Source organism: Sphingobacterium sp. UGAL515B_05 (genome assembly GCF_033097525.1).
Taxonomy (GTDB): Bacteria; Bacteroidota; Bacteroidia; order Sphingobacteriales; family Sphingobacteriaceae; genus Sphingobacterium.
Genome location: NZ_CP109907.1, coordinates 1,227,972 through 1,250,873, shown reverse-complemented (window position 1 = coordinate 1,250,873; position 22,902 = coordinate 1,227,972). Strand labels below are relative to the sequence as shown.

The following is a 22,902-nucleotide window of genomic DNA, read 5'->3' as shown; positions in this document are numbered from 1 at the left end:
AAAACGACAATGAGAAAAATTTTATACCTATTTATCATTTGTTTTCATTTTTCATGTACCCACGCGCAGACATTTGATGGCTCATGGAAGGGCGAGGTTGAGGTTTCGGGGCAGAAGCTGCTGCTGGTGTTCAATATTCAAAAAGATAGCACAGGGAAGTGGAATGGAACCTTTGAGAGTCCGATGCAAACAGCGCAAAAATTTGCAATCACTCAAATACGTATAGAGCACGATTCCATTTGGATGGACGTTAGGAATATAGGTCTTCTGTATGCTGGCTTTTTAGATCGGGACAAAGATGTGATGAAAGGGGTGATGAAACAGGGAACGTTCGAATCTGCGATGATTCTGGTTAGAAGTGAAAATGAGCAGAGTGGACTTTCTCGCAAGCAGGATGTTTTTCCTCCATATAGTTATGTAGAGGAGGAGGTGTCGTTCAAAAATAGTAAGGGCAACGCATTTTTGACAGGATCTTTGACATATCCAAAGAGTGGAGGACCATTTCCAGCTGTGGTATTGGTCAACGGCAGCGGACAGCAGAACAGAGATTCTGAAATGTTTGGCCACAGACCTTTTAAAGTGCTCGCAGATCATCTTACGAAAAATGGTTTTGCTGTATTACGCTACGACGATCGTGGTATAGGAGGTTCCAAAGGAGAAGTTAATTTAGCGACAACGATTAACTTTGCTTCTGATGCCAATGCTGCAGTTGATTTTCTAAGCAAAAAAGCTGTAGTTGATGTGGATAAAATCGGGATGATTGGCCATAGTGAGGGAGCGCTAATTGCCGAAATCGTGGCATCCGAGAATAGTAAAGTAAACTATATTGCACTCCTGTCTGGACCTGTGATCAAAGGAGATTCTTTGCTGATTTTACAGAGCTATGCTTTAGGAAAAGCGGGTGGATTATCTGAAGCTGCTTTGCAGACCAATAAAGCAAATAATCGAAAATTGTATACGATTCTATCGGAAGACGAGCCACCAAAAGTATTGGCCGAATCGTTGGAAAAAGAACTTATTCAGCAAAATAACGGGAATCCACTGACTCCTGATATGAAGATTAAACTTAGTCCAATGATGAGCCCCTGGTTTAGAACGTTTCTTCGCATCGATCCAGCTTATTATCTGAAGCAGGTGAAAGTACCGATTTTCGCTTCCTTCGGCGGAAAGGATGTTCAAGTCCCGGCGAATGAAAACATTTATTGTCTCCAACACCTGCGTTTAAACACCACCGACGTCACCATTAAGGATTATCCTAATTTGAATCACCTTTTTCAAAATGCGCAAACAGGAAAAATTGAAGAATATTTTGAAAACTCAGAGAGCTTTAATGAACAATTGATGGATGATCTGACAAAGTGGCTTAAACTGAAAACAAATTGATTTAATCAACTAAAGGCCGCGAATTTTAATATTTTTTCCGGATCAAATAGGTTTAAAAAAATCGGGACCATTTAATAGTACATTAAATGGTCCTGACTATATTAGATCAACCTGAGTGTATTAGAACAAGGGATATCTCTTTGAAGTGCGCTATTCCAATTAGGGTGTTGTTTTGGCGACAGGAAGTATTTTTCCATTGAAATAGTGATGCCCATTTTGAGCAAAATCTGCGATATAGCGTCCCATTTCAAAGGCTAAAGTACCCGCTTCAACGCCTGGAAAAGCAGCTTCGAACATTTCAGTCTGTGCAGATCCTAAGGCTAGACAGTTCACTTTGATTCCTTTTTCCTTAAATTCCTCCGCTAAGCATTCTGTAAGCACTGCTAATGCAGCTTTGCTGGTTGAATATGCCGAAAGTCCGGGAAACTTCATGGATCCCTGAAATCCGCCCATACTGCTAATATTGACAATATGTGAGCCTGATTGCATCATGGGAACAATGTGTTGTATCATATTGACGTGTCCCATCACATTGGTTTGTAGCATTTCAGCAAAATCCTTTCCATCAGTTTCCATAAATGGCTTATTGATGAGTGCTCCAGCATTGTTAATCAAGATATCAACCTTATCAAATTTTGATTGGATGAAGGGAACAAGAGTAGCATAGTCATCGTAAACAATATCAAATTGGGCCGGATATAAAGTGCCACCATCATAATTGAGCTGACCGGCAATTTCATGGAGTTTTCTCAGTTTGTCCGCTGATCTAGCCAATGCAATTACTTTATTGTCCTTTTTAGAGGTCAAATCCAGTACCGCTTCAAATCCAACACCACTGCTTGCGCCTGTAATAATAATATTTGCCATGTTTATTCTTCTAGTTTTTGACTTTGTTCAACTTCTTCTGCGGAAGGTAATTTGTCCTCTCCAATTGCCTGCGGATGAAAGATAAAATAAATTCCCGAAAGAGCAACGAAAGCGGAAATAATATAAAATAACAAGGTGATTAAAACAGCATTGTGTGAGTCGACCTGGAATATGCCGGCTCCCCACATAATCACAAGTTCGCGCATGCCCAATCCCCCAACAGAAAACGGAATAATTGAAACCAAAGAAGATGCAAGGAATAAAAATAGGTACGGAGAGAACTTGCCGCTAAAACCTAAGGCATAAAGAATGAGGATTGCTGCGGTAACCTGCATTGATTGTACACCAATAGCTTTTAAATGCGCGCTTAGAAATGTTGCCTTGTATTCCTTAAAGAACTTGGTTACGATAAAGTAATAGAGAATGCTCCCTATAATAAATAAAATGATGGTCAGATAGTTTGGAATCCCTAGCTGTGGCATATAGGTGACTAGCGCTGCAATGATTAGGCATAGTGCCCATAGTCCGCTTAATCTATCTAAAAATAAGGCTGTAAATAATTTTCGTCCTTTAATATAGAATCGTTTCCTGAGGAAGAATATCTTATAACCATCTCCCCCAACGCCACCTGGTAAAATGAGGTTGTAAAATAAGCCAAGTTGGTATAGTTTTAAATTATATTTTTCCGTAACATCCAAACCTATTGCCTTTAAAAAGGTCAATAAGCGCGAAGAGGAAATAAAAATAGAGATACTATAAGCAACTAGAGCAAAGAATAGATAGAGTGGATTGGAGTTGATTACCGCTTCTTTCAGATCCTTGAGAGATACCTTGCTGAATACCCAGTATAAGGCCCCTACAGTAACGACAATCTTTGCTATATTTTTGGCTATTTTGAGCCCTTTTTTTTTATCCATATAAATTATACATCCAATCTTGTTCGGCTGTAATTAGCGTTTTGGAGAATCCAAAGTTAGAAACTTTGGCGAATTGTGCAATTACACTTAAGCAATCGTTGGGTAAATTCTTGAATACAATAATATCAAATATAAAATACCAAAGATAGTCGCAAGAGAAAATAGCCAATTTAGGTCAATTCTGTTATATTTGTGCTTGAGCACAGCGATCATTAATCCAATGATGAAGCAAAATAACAAGATAGGAGCGATGAGAGCTATCTTGTTCGTAAAAGCAAGGCTGATTTGATTCAATTTCCCTTTTGCTTCCTGTCCTAAAAAAAGCGGATAAGAAGCAAAGGCCAATAAAATGATAAATAACCTTAACAGCGTTTTTGCGATTATTTTGCTTATGGTATGATTTTTGGCTGTGATTTTCATGTTTTGTGGATTAATTTACCCCAAAAATACAATTTGAAATTAAAATTTATAGATATGAATCGATTCGTTTTATCATTAGCAACTATTTTTGCTACGGTGACCTTATTTTCTTGTGGAGCACAAAAGCAAGGTACATCAACTGGAAATCCTTCTTCCAACACGAGTGCAGCTTCTGGTCCAAGTGCTTCGGATTGGAAATCCGCTGTAAAAGGTACATGGACGTTGAATACAATCGATAGAGAGAATTTACCTTCTTCATTCACGATTAAAAGTGTATTTGAAGAAGCTCCTGCAGAATGTTTCGTAGGTAGTACATGGAATTTTATTGGAAATGGTAAAGGATCTATTACTTTTAATGCACAAGGAACTTTATGTGCTCCGGGCGCATCACGTGAGATCTTTTGGTCTATCTATAATCCTGGAAAAGGCTTAGGAGAACCTCAGTTTCAATTTAAAAAGATCTATGCAGGCGATAAGGCGAAGAATGTAACAACAGGTTACCGTTTGGATTTATCTTATTCGGATGGGAATAAATTAGTTATGCGTATGCCATTGACTGTTGCTAACGGAGAAGCCTATTTAGTATTTAATTTTACGCGTTCGAACTAAACGTAAACGATAAAAGAAGAATTACAGAAAGCTATAGGAATTCCTATGGCTTTTTTTGTTTAAAATTTAATACTTTTACACTCCCAATTCATTATGATTTATTTGTGTCATAGGCTGCGGAATTTACCGATACAGTGAAAAAGCCAACTATGCATGATAATCTTGTGAGCGGATAAGCTTATTTTAAGTATGAAAATGGGATATATACCTAACGATTTCGTCAGGTATTGCTTAATCTAGAGAGAAACATGGCTGAACAAAACACGAAAACTGCTTTAATAACAGGTATAACAGGACAAGATGGTGCCTATCTAGCAGAATTCCTATTGAAGAAAGGTTACAAAGTACACGGTTTGAAGCGTCGCAGTTCTTTATTCAATACAGATCGTATTGATCATCTTTATCAAGATCCCCATCTTGACAATAGAAATTTCACCTTGCATTTTGGTGATTTGACGGATTCAACCAACTTAATTCGTATTATACAGGAAACACAGCCTGACGAAATTTACAATCTTGCGGCGCAATCTCACGTAAAAGTTAGTTTTGATACACCGGAATATACTGCAAATGCCGATGGTATCGGTACATTGCGGATTCTTGAAGCAGTCCGATTATTGGGAATGATTGAGAAAACCCGTATCTATCAGGCTTCTACTTCCGAGCTGTATGGATTGGTGCAAGCGGTTCCACAAAGTGAAACAACACCTTTTTATCCGCGAAGTCCTTATGCTGTAGCAAAAATGTACGGTTATTGGATTACTGTCAATTATCGTGAAGCCTATAAGATGTATGCTTGTAATGGAATTTTATTCAATCACGAGAGCCCTGTAAGGGGAGAGACTTTTGTGACACGTAAAATTACCCGAGCTGTGGCAAAAATCGCGCTAGGGCTACAGGATAAATTATATCTTGGTAATCTATCGGCACAACGCGACTGGGGGCATGCCAAAGATTATGTAGAAGCAATGTGGTTGATTCTACAACAAGAAACCGCAGAAGATTTTGTAATTGCTACAGGTGTGACAACAACTGTAAGAGACTTTGTTCGCATGGCTTTTGCAGAATTGGGAATCGAGATTGAGTTCAGTGGAAAGGGAGAGCAGGAGAAGGGGGTAATTATCGATATTGACGAGGAGCGCCTAGCCCAGTTAAATATTGATAAATCGCTGATTAAATTCGGTCAGACAGTTGTCAAAGTTGATCCAGCATATTATAGGCCAACTGAAGTCGATTTATTAATTGGTGATCCGACTAAAGCAAATACAAAACTTGGATGGACGCCTAAATATGATCTTCAGATGTTGGTAACAGATATGGTACAATCCGATCTTCACCTGATGAGAAAGGAAGAATACTTAAAACAAGGCGGATTTGAGACCTTGAATTATTTTGAATAATTCATAATTGGTAATAAAAAATAAAACTGGAATAATTTTTGTTTAAACATTCAATAGTATAAATTTATAGATTTATACCTATGAATATGACAGTATATTATGATAAATTCAGAAGTTGTTTCGAGTAAGAAAGAAGAAGAAAAGAAGAAAGATTCTTCGAAGATTTACTTCTTTATCATTGCGATAGCAGCATTACTTGCAACGAACATATATTTTTATGTCAAGTTTAAGACCAATGGTGAAAAGGTCTATACACTTACAGTTGAAAAAGAAAATTTGCAGGTACAAATCGATCGTATTGAAGCTGAATTGGATAAAATTGATGTAGAAAATGTCCAATTGACTCCAGAGATGTCCGTGCAGAAGGATGATTCTAGAGCTGAGATCGCAGAGCTTCGTAAAAAGCTTGAAAATAAGAGTATTACTCCAAAAGATATCGATGAAGCACAGCATAAGATCAATCAGCTTAAGAAGCAGGTGGATACTTATCGTGTAAATGTGCAACGGCTGATTCAGGAAAATCAGATTTTATCGAAGCAAAACTCCAATTTGAGCGAATCTGTTGTCGAAAAGGAAAAACAGATTACTTCATTAGTTACATCAAATTCGGATCTGAAAGAGAAGGTTGCGACTGCTTCAGCATTAAAGGTTTCAAGTATCAGTATAAATGGCCTTCAGGTCAAAAAGAATGGAAAGGAATTTGTAGAAGAGCGTGCTAAAAAAATCGATAAGTTAAAAATCAACTTTACCATTGCTGATAATCCGTTGGCTAAAAGTGGAGAACGTGATATATATGTCAGAATTATAGATCCACAAGGAAATTTGGTCGTACAAGGCGATAATATTTTCTATGTACACGGTGAGAAATTGCAATATACTTTTAAACATAATATTCTATTTACCAACAAAGGCGAGGATTATATCGTTTATTGGGCAGCAGAGGATGGATTTTCTAAAGGAGCCTATACTGTTTTGCTATATGAAGATAATGCAATCATGGGACGATCTACTGTTGTATTGCGTTAAAAATAGATATACTATAAACAAAAAAGCTCTTTGCATGACCGCAAAGAGCTTTTTTGTTTATAGTATACTGTTCTTGTTATCTGATCCTTAAAATATAATAATAAGGCTATCCATTAACTGTTAGTTTTATGCTATCAGATTTAAGTTGTGCCCTAATTGAGTGCTATATTTTTATTTACATCAGTTGGTGTGACGGCCCCTTCTTTACACAAATGGAGCGGCAGGTCCTTATTATTTAGAGACACTGAAGATGGAGCGCATATAAGCTTTCTTCGATGTCTTATTTTTGTTGACTGCTATCTTCACATATTAAGACTCTATCTGTTGCAAAGGAAGCAGTATATGGAAGGTTGTACCTTCGCCTTCTACAGTCTCAAAATAAATTTGTCCATTACTGGCTTCAATTGTTTTTTTGACAAGAACTAGCCCTAAACCGTTTCCTGAACTCTTTGTCGTGAAATTAATCTGGAAAATCTTATCCTGCATCTCTTTGGGAATTCCATAACCATTGTCTTTGATGTCGATCTTGACAAATTTGTCTGAGTAGCGTTCAATGGAAATCTCGATCTTCATGTTTTTTCGCCCATAACCGCCTTCAATCGCATTTTTTATTAAATTATTGAAGGTTCTCAATAATTCATTACCATCCGCCTTAACAATAAGGGTTTTGTGATCGACATTGTTAATGAGACGAATACTTACATTTGGTGTATTGTTGTACAAGGAAATGGACTTTGTTACTTTTTCTACAATATTGATGTTTTCCATTACCGTATTTGGGAATTTTGCGAAGTGCGAAAATTCTGAGGCAATATGCGTCAATGCATCGATTTGTTCGATAAATGAAGTGGAGAATTTATTGAAGCGATCTGGAAATTTAGGATCCTCGTCTTTGTACGATCTGCGGAGTTGCTGAATGCCTAATTTCATAGGTGTCAGCGGATTTTTGATTTCATGGGCTATTTGTTGAGCCATCTCGCGCCAAGTGGATTCACGTTCCGTATCTTTGATTTTATTAGCGTAGTCCTCAAGTTTGATGATCATGAGATTATATTCTTTGATCAATGTACCTATTTCATCATTGCGTTGCCAAAACAGAGGTTCGTTGGGTTGTCCCAGGCGTAGTTGTGAGATCTTCTTACTGATGATGCTCAAGGGATTGGTGACACTGTTGGCCACAGATGTCGCATAAAAACCAAAGCCTATGATGATCAGCGAATAAATGTTCACTATCGTATTTAAAAGAAGATTTTTATTGATGTTTTCTTCCTTCTGAAGCGAGAAGTTTGGTATCCCTATATAAGCCAGTGTATTATAGTTTTTATCCCTGATGGTGGCATAACTGGTCTCAAATTGAAAAGTGCCTATACGCTCATCTTCAATCGTCTCCGATTTTTTTAAGATAGAAAGATTCTTCAGTGCAGCTGGATTAATGAATGTAGAGAAAAGCTCCAGATCGTAGATTCTACGCTGTGAGCTATAAAGTAACCTGCCTGATTTGGAATAAAGATTGAAGTCTTTGGAAATAGTTTCAGATAATGTCTTGAGCATGCTGATAAGCTGCGTTTCGGTGGATGTTTCATCCGTGTAGGTCAACATATTTTCCATCCGTTTGCCTAATTCGATAATAAAACGTTCCTTACTTGCTCTATTATTATTATAAAGCTGCTTGTTGATACTTATATACGAAATTACCGCCGATATAAGGATCGCCAGTATTACTGATGAGATAATGGAGGTCTGAATACGTGTAGAATACTGTATTTTATTTATTATTTTGTAGAACTGATATTTTAAATTACGGAACGTTAGCTTGGTGTTCTTAAGAAAGATATAGAATGATTTTATAAAATGGAAAAACATGAAAATCATAAAAAATACCAAGAACAAAAATGAAGTAGTCGCTAGATAATCCCAAAAAGAAGGTTTCTGTTTACTGATAACATATGTTGAGAATTTATTGGCAACATAAGCCATGTGTAGGTATGCATCACGGTCCAGTACTTGAATATATTCTCCTGGAACACCTTTCAGCCCCCTTAAATTGTTCTCGTAGGTATATTTTCCAAACTGTGTTATTAAAGAGCCTCCTTTATAGAGGGCTATCGAATAATCCCCTTTATTATAATATTGTGAATTGTTGATCCGCATATCAGTGAGGATTTCGGGATAGGGAACCGTATAACTAAAATCTTTATTGGAAAGATTGATGATGACATTGACAACCCTATTTTGGTCAATGGCGACAGGAATAATGGAGAAGTATTCATGCGTACCTAATTCCGCACTGGCACGGTAGAAGTTCTGCGTGACTTTTATCGATTTGTTGATTACCTTTTCTCGATATTCATTGATCTTATTCTGACTGGCTGGATTGAGCGGAATATTATTTTGATCATAATAATATGCTTTGAACTCATACTTGGAAAGATAGCCACTAAAATACTTTTTCTTGATAAAATCGTTGATCCCTTCGGTATTGGTATAGGGTAGACTGATATTAAATAAATGTTTTAATTCTTGATCGTTTGCTATGCTGCTTTCAATATCAGAGAATAATGAAACAGCATTGACATCATCTTCTGATTGTAGATTACTCAACAAGATTTTCATGTCGATTAAGTTCCGTTCCTGATAGAAACGTGCGTGCGTGATCGCACTTATGATTGCCCAAAGTATCAGTACCGCGATATAATTTGTTAATATATGTCGGTCGAAATACTTCTCGCCAAATGATTTAATAAGGATGATCAGCGCGAGTAACAAATTGACCAGGCTATTTTTCTCTATATAGAAGGAAATGATCAGGATGACAAAAATGACACATGCCAGTTGAATATTGAGTAGCTGCGTCGGTTTTAATTCTAATTTTTTAAGAAAAAATAGTACGAGATCAATGTAGATACTTAAGGTCAAAATACCCATGCCAACAATGCCTAGATCTACCCAACTTAAGAAATGTAAATCGACAAGTTTTGTGAAATCAAAATAGATATTGTTGGAGTGTGTAATCAATGTACCAGCGATATCATACAATAGACCGAAGGATAGATATATACTTAGAATAAATCCGATTGCGATAGGAATTCTAAAGAGCCGGATGTTTTTTATTTTGTCAAAGTTGAGCTCTTTGCGAATTGAATAGATAAATAGAACCAACCATAGTACCAATATGGTGGTGGACATCACGGACCATATATTGGGGAAGAAGCGATTATAGGCGTAATTTCGCGAATCGAAAATTGAAAATGTCGCATTCTCGGACAGCAGGTTCCATTTAAGATCGGCAAATTTGACAAGGCTAAATACCGACAATAGCAATACCGCAGACCACCAGGCCCTTCCTGTCTTGGCCATATGTAAGCAGAGGCTATTGAAGAAGATCAGTAACGCGATCCAGGCAAGTAGCCAACAGAAGAATTGCAAAATTGTATAGGCATTTTCATGCTCTCCATCTTTTAGCTTAACGGAGAACAGATAAGACCCTTCATTGCTATAGATATTTTTAATCGTGACCGTGTCTGTATAGGAGGCAATGTCAATATTTCTGGAGTCGAAGAAGTTTCTCCGCAAAGAGCTATTTAAATAGGGGTTGTTATTATTTGTATAGCCTTTTACAATAATATAAGCGAGTATACTGATATTGCCAATTGTTTTTTTTCGAACAACGTAAGAGCGGTTATCATCCTGAATAAAATTGGATTTTTCTGGGAATCCCTGATCTGTGATAGGCACGAATAGATGTGTGCTCCACATTTTAGGTTCATGGTCCTTAAAAAGAAATAGAAAAACCTTCTCGTTGGTTTTAAATTTTTCAAAAGCCTGATAAACTGCTATCGGATACTGATCGTAGTTTTTAAATGTTTTGAGCAGGAGTGAATCATTGAAAATACGATCGACTTTTTTTTCTTGTTGCGCGATGTAGTCATTGAGTGATTTTGTATCAATGTCTAGTATTTCCTTATTGGTAACAGATTCTTTAATGGTGATAGCTGTTCCTATAAAGCATAAAGTCAAGATAAGTAAGAGTAGTCGAATTTTTATACCAGAATTCACGTTCATCAATTTACATTATTGTAAATATAAAAAAAAGTCCTTGCTTTCTTAGGGCAAGGACTTTTATATTATTTTTCTGGATTGCTTATTTCCAATGGTCAGAAAGGATCTTCAGTGAGTTTTCGCCGCTATTGATGCTAACGAAACCACGGAAGATGGAAAATGCAACTAAACGTGAGGCTCTTCTTGTCTGAAGATTTTAGCAGTCAAATACTCGCGGTTTAAACGAGCAATGTTTGTTAATTTGATGCCTACAGGACATTCAGCTTCGCAAGCTCCCGTGTTTGTACAGTTACCGAAACCTTCTGCGTCCATTTGATCTACCATTGCCTGCGCACGTTCGTAACGTTCGGTTTGACCTTGTGGTAACAAGGCAAATTGAGATACTTTTGCAGACACAAATAACATTGCAGAAGCATTTTTACACGCTGCAACACAAGCACCACAACCTATACATGTTGCCGATTCGAAAGCTTCGTCAGCAATACGTTTAGGAATAGGAATAACATTCGCATCAGGAACACCGCCAGTATTGATATTTACATATCCTCCGGCTTGTTGAATGCGGTCAAAAGCAGTACGGTCAACTGCAAGGTCTTTCAATACCGGGAATGCAGCAGCTCTCCATGGTTCAATTACGATAGTTTGTCCGTCGTGGAAGCTACGCATGTGCAATTGACATGTTGTTGTACCTTCTTTAGGACCGTGGGGGCGACCATTGATTACTAATGAACACATCCCGCAGATACCTTCACGACAGTCGTGATCGAAATATACAGGATCTTCTCCTTTACGAGTCAACTCTTCATTGACAATATCAAGCATCTCTAAGAAAGACATATCATCAGCGATATTGTTTGCCTGATAAGTTACAAATTGACCTTTATCTTTATCATTTTTTTGACGCCAAACTTTCAGCGTTAAATTCATATGTTGTGCCATGATAATTTTCCTTCTTATTTATAACTTCTTTGTGTTAACTGAACGTTCTCGAATACCAAGTCTTCCTTGTGTAATTCCTCAGGTACATTGTCTCCTTTGTATTCCCAAGCAGATACATAGGCGAATTCATCATCGTTACGTTTTGCTTCACCTTCTTCAGTTTGGCTTTCAAGACGGAAGTGACCACCACAAGACTCAGCACGTTGCAATGCATCAACAACCATTAACTCACCTAACTCTAAGAAGTCTGCTACGCGACCAGCTTTTTCTAAAGAAAGATTTAATTCTTCGTTCTCTCCAAGAACTCTAACGTTTGTCCAGAATTCTTTTTTCAATTCTTGGATCAAACCTTGTGCTTTTTGTAATCCTTCGGCTGTACGAGCCATACCACAATATTCCCACATGATGAGACCTAATTTTTTGTGGATATCATCAACAGTTTGTGTACCGTTTAACGACAACAATTTGTTGATTTTATCTTCAACTTCTTTACGAGTAGTCTCGAAAGCAGGATGGGTATGATCTACTGGTGCGAATGAACCTAATTTAGCTAAGTAATCACCCACAGTGTAAGGAATTACGAAATAACCATCGGCAAGACCTTGCATCAATGCAGATGCACCTAAACGGTTTGCACCGTGGTCAGAGAAGTTACACTCACCTAAAGCATACAAACCGGGGATTGTAGTCATCAAGTTGTAATCAACCCATACACCACCCATTGTGTAGTGAACAGCAGGGTAGATACGCATTGGTTGTTTATAAGGGTTCTCATCAGTGATTTGGTAGTACATGTCAAATAAGTTACCGTATTTAGCACGTACTGCATCTTCGCCTAGACGACCGATAGCTTCTTTAAAATCCAAGAATACAGCGAAACCTGTTTTACCAACACCACGACCATCATCAACAGCTTCTTTTGCATTTCGAGAGGCCACGTCACGCGGTACCAAGTTACCGAATGAAGGGTATTTACGCTCCAAGAAATAATCTCTGTCGTCTTCTTTGATATCATTGGCTTTGATCTCACCTTTACGCAATCTTTCTGCCATTTCTTGAGTTTTAGGAACCCATACACGGCCGTCATTACGTAAAGACTCTGACATCAATGTCAATTTAGATTGGTGATCTCCTGTTACCGGGATACACGTTGGGTGAATTTGAGTATAACAAGGGTTCGCAAAATAAGCACCACGTTTGTGTGCTCTCCATGCTGCTGTAACGTTACATCCCATTGCATTTGTAGACAAGAAGAATACGTTACCATAACCACCAGTACACATCAATACTGCATGTGCAGCATGAGTTTCTATTTTACCTGAAACTAGGTCACGAGTTACGATACCTTTAGCATGACCATCGATCATAACCAAGTCCAACATCTCATGACGTGTATACGATTTTACTTTTCCTTTTTTAATTTGACGGTTTAACGCTGAATAAGCACCCAACAACAACTGTTGTCCCGTTTGACCACGTGCATAGAACGTACGGCTAACTTGCGCACCACCGAAAGAACGGTTGTCTAATAGACCTCCGTATTCACGTGCAAATGGAACACCTTGAGCAACACATTGGTCAATGATGTTGACAGACACTTCTGCCAAACGGTAAACGTTTGCCTCACGCGAGCGGTAGTCACCACCTTTGATTGTATCGTAGAATAAACGGAAAACTGAGTCCCCGTCATTTTGGTAACTTTTTGCTGCATTGATACCACCTTGTGCTGCAATAGAGTGCGCACGACGAGGTGAATCTTGATAACAGAAGGTAATTACATTATATCCTAATTCAGCTAAAGATGCTGCAGCAGACGCTCCAGCAAGACCTGTACCAACAACAATAACAGTAAATTTACGTTTGTTAGCAGGGTTAACCAACTTAAGATTAAATTTATGATTTGACCACTTTTGGGCTAATGGGCCCGCTGGTACTTTTGAATCTAACATATCTCTTAATTTTATATTGATCGATAAAGCCTGAGCTTTATCTTAAAAGATTCTGAATTATTTAAAGAAGAAAAACAATGGCATTATTGCAAAGCCAATTGGAATTAATACCCCAAATACCCAAACACCGATTGCTCTGATGATTCCAATATATCTTCTGTGGTTAAAACCTAAAGTTTGGAACGCAGATTGGAAACCATGAATTAAGTGGAATGCCAAAGCTGCCATCGCAATAACATACAAAGCGACCAATGCAACATTTTTGAATGCAAAGTCAACTTGCTTATACAAATCTCTTGCCTTTAAGATTTGAACGTTGTTTTCTACCGTTTCTTGGTAGTCGTGGAATTCAGAAGCTTGAAGTTCTCTCACTGTGGTTTGTCCAGTTGCCAAATCAGTACGGTATTCGATGTACGGTACTTCATCATTGTGAAATTTCCACCAAAAATTAGACATGTGCGTAGCTAAGAATACTAAAATGACAGTACCTAAGATACCCATGTTGCGTGAATTCCACTTGCTGTTTGCTTGACCATCATATTTGGCATAACCAATAGGACGAGCGGCCTTGTTTTTCATCGACAATGTAATAGCGTAGATGACGTGAACAATTACCGAAGCATACAATAAGTAAGAAAAAACTTTGATTGGTGTAAAGTGAGTCATAAAATAGGCGTACTTGTTGAACGCTAGACCCGCATCATCTTTAAATAATTGCAAGTTACCAACCAAGTGAACAACTAGGAATAAACATAGGAAGATTCCTGTTAAGCTCATGATTAGCTTCTTCCCAATCGAAGAACTGAAAACTGGCTTTGATTTACTCATTATCCTTGTAATTTAATTTGAATTAGGCAAATCTACTATTTGCTATTAAATATGATACCATTTTGACAAGAAAAAGCAATAATTTAGAACGGTTCTAAAGTTTATTGAAATAAAAAGTCCGTTTTGAATAAAAACGGACTTTCTAACGGTATATGAACAGTGTTTAATGAACTATAGAATACTGAATAACCTATAGCCTAAACCGATACTCCACATGTTAATTTTTGGATTAGCCTGGCTCTCGTTGTTGACTTTATTTAAGCCCATTTCGTAACGTAGATCTACACGTAAGCTTGAAATATCAGCGCCTACACCAAAAGCCCAAGAAGTGCCACTTTTTTTGTAGTTATTTGGGTTCAATTGGTCAATGACTTTATCTTGCTTATCATCTACTTTAAATGAAAATATCGGGCCAGTTTGAATCCTTGCTCCAATCGGACCCAAGCCAAAGCGTTTGCCTAATAATACTGGAACATCGACCGTTGTAAATTTAACATCTGTCGATTCACCATTTTCTGCTTTCACGGTCGTGTTTTTACCTGTTATATAAACTTCGGGCTGAATATGGAATCCCAATACACCAACACGTCCGTAAAGACCTGCTTGGTAGCCTGCTTTCGTGTCAGAATTGAAATATTTGCCATCGCTTTTAAGTTTAGAGAAGTTCAAGCCTCCTTTTACACCCACCTCAAACCCAGGCAGAAGCTGCGCCTGTGCCGTTGCTACGCTACCACAAATCAAAAGTAATGCTGGTAAAATCTTTTTCATAATCTTTTATTTATGTATATATTGTATCTTTAAACAAACTTTTACAGTTCAGTAAAGATATACAAATTTTATACCTAAATCTGAGTTATGCTAAAAATTAACGAAGAACAGTGGCAAGTAGCCAAAGAAAAACTCCGTCGCAAGTACAACCACTTAAGTGATGAAGATTTAGCTTTTCAAGCAGGAGAGGAAGATAAACTGATCAATAGATTGTCTTTACGTTTGGGACGGAAGCCTTCCTATGTTTTATTTACGATAGGTAAAGAGATTCAGGATATTAGTAACAACCGATTATGAGTGAAGCCATTAGTTGGACCGACTTTGAGAAAGTGGATTTACGGGTAGGAACTATTTTAGAAGCAAAAGACTTTCCGAGAGCTAAAAAGCCAGCATATCAATTGAAACTTGATTTCGGCGATGAAATTGGCATATTACAAAGTAGTGCCCAGATTACAGTACACTACAACAAAGAGGAGTTGATAGGAAAGCAAGTTGTCGCAGTTGTGAATTTCCCCAAAAAGCAGATCGCTAATTTCTTTTCTGAGTGTCTAGTGACCGGCTTTTCTGACGAAAATGGAGATATTATTCTGACATCCGTCGACAAAAAATTACCAAATGGATCTAAACTTAGCTAAGTTTGTACCATGACATTTATAGATTTTGAAGGAACACAACTCATCGATAGTGACGAGTCGTTCATGCGTATGGCATTGAATGAAGCTAAGGTCGCGTACGAAGAGGGAGAGGTGCCTATTGGGGCAGTTATTGTTCATCGAGGACGTGTTATAGGGAAAGGTCATAATTTGACGCAGCGATTGAATGATGTGACAGCTCACGCTGAAATGCAGGCTTTTACAGCAGCAGCAAATTACCTTGGGGGCAAATACCTGGATGAATGTACATTATACGTTACCATTGAGCCTTGTATTATGTGTGCCGGGGCGGCCTATTGGACACATATTGGTAAAATAGTCTATGGAGCCAAAGATGAAAAGCGTGGCTATTCCCATTTTCACGATAAAATATTACACCCCAAAACGGTCATTACACATGGCGTTTTACAGGAAGAGTGTGCTGATTTGGTAAAATCATTTTTTCGTCAAAAACGGTAGGGAAATAATGGATTTATTGTAACACATAAAAACATAACCGTGTATATTGTGTTATATTTGTATGTATAAACGAAGTAATAAACATTTAAATTAAAATAGATATGGCATTTGAATTAGAAGCGTTACCATACGCAGCCGACGCATTGGAACCACATATTGACAAAACTACAATGGAAATCCACCATGACAGACACCATCAGGCATATGTGGATAACTTAAATAAAGCTATCGCAGGAACAGACGCAGAAAACTTATCCCTATTGGATATTATTAAAAATGTAAGTAAATACAGCGCAGCAGTACGTAATAATGGTGGTGGTCACTACAACCACTCTTTGTTTTGGAAGGTTTTAGGCCCAAATGCAGGTGGAACTCCAACAGGTGAATTAGCCGAAGCAATCAATGCTACATTTGGTTCATTTGATGAGTTGAAAAAGCAACTTCAAGCTGCTGGTGCAACTCGTTTTGGCTCAGGATGGGCTTGGTTAATCGTTGGTGCTGATGGTAAATTGGCCGTAACTTCTACACCAAACCAAGACAATCCATTGATGGATGTTGCTGAGGTAAAAGGAACTCCTATCTTAGGTATCGACGTTTGGGAGCATGCTTATTATTTGAAATTCCAAAATAAACGTCCAGCGTATTTAGAGGAAATCTTTAATGTTATCAATTGGGATGCCGTAGCACAAAACTATGCTGCAGCTAAATAGTTGATCATTTGATAGAAAAATAGAAAAGCGACAATAAGTTATTATTGTCGCTTTTCTATTTTATAAACAAAACCTAGTGAGTATTTGTTTATAGGGCATGAATTTAACTCCAATAATTCGGGGAACATAAACGGAAGGAAGAAGGGTAATTATTTATGAGAAATATTCTGATACTTTTAACAGCGCTTTTTGTATTGAACTCTTGCCAGGGGCAGCAGCAAGGGCTTCGGGTAAAAAAAACTGATTTCACCAAATTGCCTGCTAAAAATACGGCGAGTTTGGATACAGCAACATTTGCAGCAGGGTGTTTTTGGTGTACTGAGGCACAATTTAAAGAGTTAAAGGGTGTCGTAAATGTTATTTCAGGATATACTGGCGGATGGGTGGCAAATCCGAGTTATGCGCAGGTTTGTACCGGGAGTACAGGACATGCGGAAGCGACCAATATTATTTTTGATCCAAAAGTGATCAGCTACGACAAACTATTGGAAGCCTTTTTTGTAGCACACGATCCAACGGAGCTCAATCGTCAAGGGAATGATGTTGGCACCCAATATCGTTCAGCTATTTTTGTACACAATAAAGAGCAGCTTGATAAGACGCAATATTATCTTTCGGCGTTAGAGAAGGAGCATGTTTTTAATAAAACTATTGTAACAGAAGTAGTTCCGGCAACAGTATTTTATCCGGCAGAGGACTATCATCAAGATTATTATAGATTAAATGGAAAAGAGCCATACTGCCAGTTGGTGATTAAACCGAAATTGGAAAAATTTAAACGTATCTTTTCCAAGGTGCTCAAAGAGGGACAGTAACTTTGGGTATTCATAAAATTTGAGGTAATTTTACTTCTATTAACGCTATTTAGTGTGATGCTAACAGGTTGAAACCATGGTTTCTGATGCAAATAATGGAATGAACGGACTTGTTCGCTTCACGATTCATAAATAGTATTTTTTGGTGAATAATTAATAATTGTAATATGTCTAAAGGATTTTTTACAGTTCCTGTTCCTGCCAATGAACCGGTGTATACATACGCTGTCGGAACGAAAGAACGTAAATTGTTGAAAGCAGCAATTGATGAGGCACGTTCGAAACAAATCGATATCCCAATGTATATTGGTGGTAAAGAAATCACTACTTCTAAAAAAGTAAACATAGCTCCTCCACATGACCACCAACATATTTTAGGTCAATACAATCAAGGTGATAAATCTCATGTAACAGATGCAATCAATGCAGCTTTAGCGGCAAAAAAGGATTGGGAAAACCTTACTTGGGAAGATCGTGCTGCGATATTCTTAAAAGCTGCTGAATTGATTTCAGGTAAATACCGTTATGAGTTGAATGCTGCAACAATGTTGGGACAATCAAAGAACCCATATCAGGCAGAAATTGATTCGGCATGTGAGATTGTGGATTTCTTGCGTTTCAATGTACAATACATGAGCGAAATCTATAAACAACAACCTCCTATATCAGGTAAAGGTGTTTGGAACCGTGTAGAACAACGTCCTCTTGAAGGTTTTGTATTTGCATTGACTCCATTCAATTTTACAGCTATTGCGGGTAATCTACCTTCCTGTGTTGCAATGATGGGTAATGTTGTGGTATGGAAACCATCCAACACCCAGATCTATTCAGCAAATGTATTGATGAAAATTTTCCGTGAAGCTGGTCTTCCGGATGGTGTTATCAACTTGGTGTATGTTTCAGGTCCTGACGCTGGTGATGTGATTTTCCAACACCCAGATTTCGCAGGTATCCACTTCACTGGTTCAACAGGAGTATTTCAGGATATTTGGAAGACGATCGGTAATAATATCCACCGTTATAAAACGTATCCACGTATCGTCGGTGAGACTGGTGGTAAGGATTTTATCGTTGTACACCCTTCGGCCGATTTGAAAGCTGCAAATACAGCTTTGGTTCGTGGTGCTTTCGAATACCAAGGTCAAAAATGTTCTGCAGCATCACGTGCATACATTCCTAAATCGTTGTGGCCTGCATTGAAAGAATCTATGACGACTGACGTAAAATCTTTTACAATCGGTGGAACAGAAGATTTTACAAACTTTTTCAATGCTGTAATTGATGAGAAGTCATTTGATAAATTAGCGAAGTATATCGACAGAGCTAAAGAATCTAATGATGCAGAAATTGTAGTTGGTGGTACATACGATAAATCTAAAGGGTATTTCATTCATCCAACAATCATTGAGGCTTCAAAACCAGATTACGAGACAATGGTTGAGGAATTGTTTGGACCTGTCCTGACCGTATATGTTTACGAGGATGCTAAGTTTGAAGAAACGTTAGATATTGTTGACACAACATCGATTTATGCCTTGACTGGATCAATCATTGCGCAAGATCGCTATGCGATTAATTTAGCAACAGATAAATTGAGACATGCCGCTGGTAACTTCTATGTGAATGATAAGTGTACAGGTGCTGTCGTAGGTCAACAACCGTTTGGTGGTGCTAGAGGCTCGGGTACAAACGACAAAGCGGGATCAATGATCAATTTGCTTCGTTGGGTGTCTCCTCGTACAATCAAAGAGACATTTAATCCAGATACAGATTATCGATACCCTTTCTTGGAAAAGGGAGAATAAGGAAGCTCGCATAGCAGCTTTCTTCAATCAAAATAGAAAAGGGCGCTTATCAAGCGCCCTTTTCTATTTCTTAAATAATCCCAGTTCTGTGCCATCGTCTCTAGTCATCCGTATGTTCAATGACTTGTTGTTCCCGGCTACGTCGATGATAGTTCTTTTCCCAACTTTTGGACCTCCACCTATAAATACAGGATAATTATGGTCTTTATCTGCTGGATAGTATCCATATTGATGTGTGTGGCCAGAGATCATGGCATCAATTTTATATTTTTGAAACAAGGGATGAAAACATCCTCTGTTATTCAAGGTACCATGCCAGTCATCCGAATGAAAAATCGGTATATGGCTAATAACAACAGTATGTTGTGCACGCTTTCTTTCCTTGGATTGTAGAACCTTTTCCAGCCATTGAGCCTGTTCTTTTCTGTAGTTATCATAATCGACTGTTCCGGCGTATACCTCATGATTGTCAGGCTTGTCTTCGCCACTGTCCAGCATGATCCAAAAAATAGGACCTCTTTTAAAAGCTTGGTAATACTTGTTGTCAGGATAACCAAAATATCGTTTGAAATTACGTGCGAAGGATCCCCTTGTCTCATGGTTTCCCCGATTCATAATGAATGGTTTTCCTGTCGCAAAAAATTCAATTGGCTTTAGTAGTTTCTCCGTAATATCTTGCTGATTGGTGACATAATGAAAGGAATCACCATTCAGTACAAAAAAATCGTAGGGTGAAATATCCTGACGCGGAATAAGGTCACGATAGCTGCTTTTTTCCTCATGTACATCGTTATAGACCAGACATCGAATCTGCTCTTGATTGCTCTTGGCTAATTTAGCCTCGAAAATAGCGGTTTCTATTTCTTGACCGTATACGATTTTATAAGGATCGAATTTTTGGATTTCCTTCGCCTTGATGCGATAGCGAAACGATCGGGGCGCGTCTTCAATCGTAAAATGAAAGAAATCAGTATTGGCATTGATCATCCCATCCTCGGATTGGTAGATCTTTTTTTGGACATTCCCTGTGTTGTCGAGAATCTCAAGCCAAGCAAAGGCATCTTTGCTCAAAATCGTAAAAATACTGATTCCTGTCTCGGTTTGATTTTGTAGATAGGCAGGTACGACAAAGCAGAACTCGCCGTCTGCCTCATTTGCTTCTTTTTCTTGCGCGATGCTGATATTGGGCAGTGTAATCCCAGCCAGTGCTAGGGCTTCCAAAAATCTTCTTCTGTTAAAATTCATATTTAAAGGTCACAAGTGGTTATTTAATGTTTATCTCGACATATAATGGCCGATGATCACTGGCGTATTGTTCGTTCAGAATACGGTGGTTGGAGAACTTTGCGGCAGATGCTGTATTAATCATGATATAGTCGATTTCAGTAGTGGGTTTATCTTGAGGAAACGTAAATCCGTTAGCAATGCTGCTTTTTGTGAATATTTTGCTAAGTTCAGTAATCGCTGGGTCATTGGGTTCGGAGTTCAGGTCACCGACAAGGATGGTGGGTAACTTTTCGTTTTTGAAACGCTGGGTGATGAATTTTGCCTGTTCGATTTTGTTTTTGTCTTTCAGGTCAAGGTGTGTATTTGCAAATAAGATTTTCGTTTTGCGTATCGTGACTTCGATTACCGATAAACTGCGTGTTTCGCTTTCCACAGGGGAAGGTAGAAAGTGTTTCTCTACACGTTCAATTGGATTTTTTGATAAGATAGCGGTACCATATTCACCTTTATCCAGGTCTATCCCTTTGGAAAATATATAATGCATGCCTGTTAATTCGGCTAATTTTTTGGCTTGATTTTCAAAATATGATCTACCGAGATTGACATCGATTTCCTGAAGACCTACGAGGTCAGCCTTTGAATTTTTAATAATTTTGGCAATTGTGTCAAGGTTGATAACTGATTCTTTTTCGGTGGGTGGGTTTCCGTGGTGGATATTAAAGGAGAGTATGCGTATCGTTTGTGCATGTAGATGAAATACTGAGCCTAACAGTATTAAAAGAAATAGAATTAGTTTACGATTCATTGTTTATATTAAGTTTAGCATTTGGATGTCAGGCGTTTTTAGCTCGACCTGCTAAAATTAATAAAATCTATTAGTACAAATTGAAAACTTTGGACATGTAACAAAATAATCATCTAAGCACTTGAATTTTCGCAAAAAAAATAGCCATCCTAAACAGGATGGCTACCTACATTATACTAATTTTTACAGCAACTAGTCTTCGTTTTCCTCGATGTTAAGCATTGGATCTTCTCCTGTCACTTCAGCACGGATTTTAGCTTCAAGTTCGTCCATTAAATCTGGATTGTCGAATAATAAGGCTTTAACCGCATCTCGACCTTGTCCTAATTTGGTCTCACCATAGCTAAACCAAGAGCCTGCTTTTTTAATAATACCATATTCAACACCTAGATCAATGATTTCACCTACTTTAGAGATACCTTCACCAAAGATGATATCAAATTCCGCGATGCGGAACGGAGGTGCTACTTTATTTTTTACAATCTTCACTTTTACGCGGTTACCCGATACTTCATCAGAATCTTTGATTTGTGATGTACGACGGATATCTAAACGTACAGAAGCGTAGAATTTTAATGCATTACCACCAGTTGTTGTTTCTGGGTTACCAAACATCACACCAATTTTTTCGCGCAATTGGTTGATGAAAATACAACAACAGTTTGTTTTTGAAATTGTACCGGTCAATTTACGTAAAGCTTGTGACATCAAACGAGCTTGAAGCCCCATTTTAGAATCACCCATTTCGCCTTCGATCTCACCTTTTGGCACCAAAGCCGCAACGGAGTCAATAACAATAACGTCAATTGCGCCAGAACGGATCAGGTTATCAGCAATTTCTAAACCTTGCTCGCCATTATCTGGTTGAGAAATCAATAAATTTTCTACATCTACGCCTAATTTTTGAGCGTAATATTTATCAAAAGCATGCTCAGCATCAATGATTGCTGCAATACCGCCTTTTTTTTGTGCTTCGGCAACAATGTGAGTTGCTAAGGTCGTTTTACCTGAAGATTCAGGTCCATATATTTCAATGATACGGCCTTTTGGTACACCACCAATTCCTAAGGCGATATCCAAGCCTAGAGATCCTGTAGAAATAGCTTCGATCGGCTCAACAGCAGTATCACCTAATTTCATAATTGAACCTTTTCCAAAGTTCTTTTCTAATTTATCTAACGTCAGCTGTAAAGCTTTTAGTTTATCTGTGTTGCTCATATTTTTAGTATATATTTCTCAAAATTAAAAATTAAAAATCATAAA

General features: G+C 38.0%; 21 protein-coding genes. 10 read left to right on the top strand and 11 right to left on the bottom strand.

The annotated features are described in order from the left end of the window. The first annotated feature begins 9 nt into the window (after positions 1-9). Entirely contained in the window at positions 10-1,383 is a 1,374-nt protein-coding gene (locus OK025_RS05020) for an alpha/beta hydrolase family protein (RefSeq protein ID WP_317668555.1), read from the top strand. A gap of 159 nt (positions 1,384-1,542) precedes the next feature. Here OK025_RS05020 and OK025_RS05015 read toward each other — a convergent pair whose 3' ends face one another. The 3 genes from OK025_RS05015 to OK025_RS05005 form a co-directional block, all read right to left on the bottom strand. Beyond that, positions 1,543-2,250 carry an SDR family oxidoreductase gene (locus OK025_RS05015; RefSeq protein ID WP_317668554.1) on the bottom strand — a complete coding sequence of 236 codons (708 nt, stop codon included), beginning with the start codon at positions 2,248-2,250 and terminating at the stop codon, positions 1,543-1,545. A 2-nt stretch (positions 2,251-2,252) separates the two neighbouring features. Beyond that, positions 2,253-3,167: a lysylphosphatidylglycerol synthase transmembrane domain-containing protein gene (locus tag OK025_RS05010; protein WP_317668553.1), complete on the bottom strand. Its 915-nt coding sequence runs from the start codon at positions 3,165-3,167 to the stop codon at positions 2,253-2,255. Between the two features lie 87 nt (positions 3,168-3,254). Continuing rightward, positions 3,255-3,587 carry a hypothetical protein gene (locus tag OK025_RS05005; protein WP_313188686.1) on the bottom strand — a complete coding sequence of 111 codons (333 nt, stop codon included), beginning with the start codon at positions 3,585-3,587 and terminating at the stop codon, positions 3,255-3,257. A 54-nt stretch (positions 3,588-3,641) separates the two neighbouring features. On the opposite strand from OK025_RS05005, the gene OK025_RS05000 reads away from it, so the two are divergent. The 3 genes from OK025_RS05000 to OK025_RS04990 all read left to right on the top strand — a co-directional run bounded on the left by OK025_RS05000 (position 3,642) and on the right by OK025_RS04990 (position 6,622). Next, positions 3,642-4,196, top strand: coding sequence for a lipocalin family protein (locus OK025_RS05000; protein ID WP_075994619.1), 555 nt, complete (start codon positions 3,642-3,644; stop codon positions 4,194-4,196). Between the two features lie 248 nt (positions 4,197-4,444). Then, on the top strand, positions 4,445-5,596 hold the full coding sequence (gene gmd, locus OK025_RS04995) for a GDP-mannose 4,6-dehydratase (RefSeq protein ID WP_046674906.1): 1,152 nt from the start codon (positions 4,445-4,447) through the stop codon (positions 5,594-5,596). A gap of 99 nt (positions 5,597-5,695) precedes the next feature. Next, positions 5,696-6,622 carry a hypothetical protein gene (locus OK025_RS04990; protein WP_317668552.1) on the top strand — a complete coding sequence of 309 codons (927 nt, stop codon included), beginning with the start codon at positions 5,696-5,698 and terminating at the stop codon, positions 6,620-6,622. A gap of 309 nt (positions 6,623-6,931) precedes the next feature. Here the strand turns inward: OK025_RS04990 and OK025_RS04985 are convergent, their stop codons facing one another. The 5 genes from OK025_RS04985 to OK025_RS04965 form a co-directional block, all read right to left on the bottom strand. Next, a complete protein-coding gene (locus OK025_RS04985; RefSeq protein WP_317668551.1) occupies positions 6,932-10,684 on the bottom strand; it encodes an ATP-binding protein in 3,753 nt (1,250 codons plus the stop codon). Positions 10,685-10,846: 162 nt separating this feature from the next. Continuing rightward, complete coding sequence (locus tag OK025_RS04980) at positions 10,847-11,620, bottom strand: succinate dehydrogenase/fumarate reductase iron-sulfur subunit (RefSeq protein WP_317668550.1); 774 nt, start codon at positions 11,618-11,620, stop codon at positions 10,847-10,849. A 14-nt stretch (positions 11,621-11,634) separates the two neighbouring features. After that, a complete protein-coding gene (locus tag OK025_RS04975) occupies positions 11,635-13,569 on the bottom strand; it encodes a fumarate reductase/succinate dehydrogenase flavoprotein subunit (protein WP_317668549.1) in 1,935 nt (644 codons plus the stop codon). Between the two features lie 57 nt (positions 13,570-13,626). Further along, positions 13,627-14,397 (bottom strand): succinate dehydrogenase cytochrome b subunit, encoded by a 771-nt coding sequence (locus tag OK025_RS04970; RefSeq protein ID WP_317668548.1) that lies wholly within the window; start codon positions 14,395-14,397, stop codon positions 13,627-13,629. A 171-nt stretch (positions 14,398-14,568) separates the two neighbouring features. Continuing rightward, positions 14,569-15,165, bottom strand: coding sequence for a porin family protein (locus OK025_RS04965; RefSeq protein ID WP_317668547.1), 597 nt, complete (start codon positions 15,163-15,165; stop codon positions 14,569-14,571). A gap of 87 nt (positions 15,166-15,252) precedes the next feature. On the opposite strand from OK025_RS04965, the gene OK025_RS04960 reads away from it, so the two are divergent. From OK025_RS04960 to pruA, 6 genes are all read left to right on the top strand, one after another. Further along, positions 15,253-15,462: a hypothetical protein gene (locus OK025_RS04960; protein ID WP_317668546.1), complete on the top strand. Its 210-nt coding sequence runs from the start codon at positions 15,253-15,255 to the stop codon at positions 15,460-15,462. Beyond that, positions 15,459-15,800, top strand: a complete 342-nt coding sequence (locus OK025_RS04955; RefSeq protein ID WP_317668545.1) for a tRNA-binding protein — start codon at positions 15,459-15,461, stop codon at positions 15,798-15,800. Before OK025_RS04960 ends, OK025_RS04955 begins: the two co-directional genes overlap by 4 nt. 9 nt (positions 15,801-15,809) lie before the next feature. Continuing rightward, complete coding sequence (locus OK025_RS04950; RefSeq protein WP_046674913.1) at positions 15,810-16,277, top strand: nucleoside deaminase; 468 nt, start codon at positions 15,810-15,812, stop codon at positions 16,275-16,277. A 101-nt stretch (positions 16,278-16,378) separates the two neighbouring features. After that, a complete protein-coding gene (locus OK025_RS04945) occupies positions 16,379-16,987 on the top strand; it encodes a superoxide dismutase (protein WP_317668544.1) in 609 nt (202 codons plus the stop codon). 155 nt (positions 16,988-17,142) lie between these two features. After that, a complete protein-coding gene (gene msrA / locus OK025_RS04940; protein ID WP_317668543.1) occupies positions 17,143-17,802 on the top strand; it encodes a peptide-methionine (S)-S-oxide reductase MsrA in 660 nt (219 codons plus the stop codon). A gap of 167 nt (positions 17,803-17,969) precedes the next feature. Next, the gene (gene pruA / locus OK025_RS04935; RefSeq protein WP_317668542.1) at positions 17,970-19,607 is read left to right on the top strand and encodes an L-glutamate gamma-semialdehyde dehydrogenase; all 1,638 of its coding nucleotides are present in this window, start codon (positions 17,970-17,972) and stop codon (positions 19,605-19,607) included. Positions 19,608-19,670: 63 nt separating this feature from the next. On the opposite strand, the gene OK025_RS04930 is transcribed toward pruA, so the two are convergent. The 3 genes from OK025_RS04930 to recA all read right to left on the bottom strand — a co-directional run bounded on the left by OK025_RS04930 (position 19,671) and on the right by recA (position 22,857). After that, a complete protein-coding gene (locus tag OK025_RS04930) occupies positions 19,671-20,852 on the bottom strand; it encodes a metallophosphoesterase family protein (RefSeq protein WP_317668541.1) in 1,182 nt (393 codons plus the stop codon). A 19-nt stretch (positions 20,853-20,871) separates the two neighbouring features. Beyond that, positions 20,872-21,639, bottom strand: a complete 768-nt coding sequence (locus OK025_RS04925; protein ID WP_317668540.1) for an endonuclease/exonuclease/phosphatase family protein — start codon at positions 21,637-21,639, stop codon at positions 20,872-20,874. Positions 21,640-21,831: 192 nt separating this feature from the next. Then, positions 21,832-22,857, bottom strand: a complete 1,026-nt coding sequence (recA, locus tag OK025_RS04920; protein WP_046674918.1) for a recombinase RecA — start codon at positions 22,855-22,857, stop codon at positions 21,832-21,834. Between the last annotated feature and the right edge of the window lie 45 nt (positions 22,858-22,902).

Bases quoted from the DNA above. Each gene is read 5' to 3' on its own strand.
- OK025_RS04985 (WP_317668551.1), bottom strand. From the start codon at position 10,684: ATGAACGTGAATTCTGGTATAAAAATTCGACTACTCTTACTTATCTTG.
- recA (WP_046674918.1), bottom strand. From the start codon at position 22,857: ATGAGCAACACAGATAAACTAAAAGCTTTACAGCTGACGTTAGATAAA.
- gmd (WP_046674906.1), top strand. From the start codon at position 4,445: ATGGCTGAACAAAACACGAAAACTGCTTTAATAACAGGTATAACAGGA.
- OK025_RS04980 (WP_317668550.1), bottom strand. From the start codon at position 11,620: ATGGCACAACATATGAATTTAACGCTGAAAGTTTGGCGTCAAAAAAAT.
- OK025_RS04950 (WP_046674913.1), top strand. From the start codon at position 15,810: ATGACATTTATAGATTTTGAAGGAACACAACTCATCGATAGTGACGAG.
- OK025_RS04965 (WP_317668547.1), bottom strand. From the start codon at position 15,165: ATGAAAAAGATTTTACCAGCATTACTTTTGATTTGTGGTAGCGTAGCA.
- OK025_RS05000 (WP_075994619.1), top strand. From the start codon at position 3,642: ATGAATCGATTCGTTTTATCATTAGCAACTATTTTTGCTACGGTGACC.
- OK025_RS04960 (WP_317668546.1), top strand. From the start codon at position 15,253: ATGCTAAAAATTAACGAAGAACAGTGGCAAGTAGCCAAAGAAAAACTC.
- OK025_RS04925 (WP_317668540.1), bottom strand. From the start codon at position 21,639: ATGAATCGTAAACTAATTCTATTTCTTTTAATACTGTTAGGCTCAGTA.
- OK025_RS04975 (WP_317668549.1), bottom strand. From the start codon at position 13,569: ATGTTAGATTCAAAAGTACCAGCGGGCCCATTAGCCCAAAAGTGGTCA.
- OK025_RS04945 (WP_317668544.1), top strand. From the start codon at position 16,379: ATGGCATTTGAATTAGAAGCGTTACCATACGCAGCCGACGCATTGGAA.
- OK025_RS05020 (WP_317668555.1), top strand. From the start codon at position 10: ATGAGAAAAATTTTATACCTATTTATCATTTGTTTTCATTTTTCATGT.
- OK025_RS05010 (WP_317668553.1), bottom strand. From the start codon at position 3,167: ATGGATAAAAAAAAAGGGCTCAAAATAGCCAAAAATATAGCAAAGATT.
- msrA (WP_317668543.1), top strand. From the start codon at position 17,143: ATGAGAAATATTCTGATACTTTTAACAGCGCTTTTTGTATTGAACTCT.
- OK025_RS04990 (WP_317668552.1), top strand. From the start codon at position 5,696: ATGATAAATTCAGAAGTTGTTTCGAGTAAGAAAGAAGAAGAAAAGAAG.
- OK025_RS05005 (WP_313188686.1), bottom strand. From the start codon at position 3,587: ATGAAAATCACAGCCAAAAATCATACCATAAGCAAAATAATCGCAAAA.
- OK025_RS05015 (WP_317668554.1), bottom strand. From the start codon at position 2,250: ATGGCAAATATTATTATTACAGGCGCAAGCAGTGGTGTTGGATTTGAA.
- OK025_RS04955 (WP_317668545.1), top strand. From the start codon at position 15,459: ATGAGTGAAGCCATTAGTTGGACCGACTTTGAGAAAGTGGATTTACGG.
- OK025_RS04930 (WP_317668541.1), bottom strand. From the start codon at position 20,852: ATGAATTTTAACAGAAGAAGATTTTTGGAAGCCCTAGCACTGGCTGGG.
- OK025_RS04970 (WP_317668548.1), bottom strand. From the start codon at position 14,397: ATGAGTAAATCAAAGCCAGTTTTCAGTTCTTCGATTGGGAAGAAGCTA.
- pruA (WP_317668542.1), top strand. From the start codon at position 17,970: ATGTCTAAAGGATTTTTTACAGTTCCTGTTCCTGCCAATGAACCGGTG.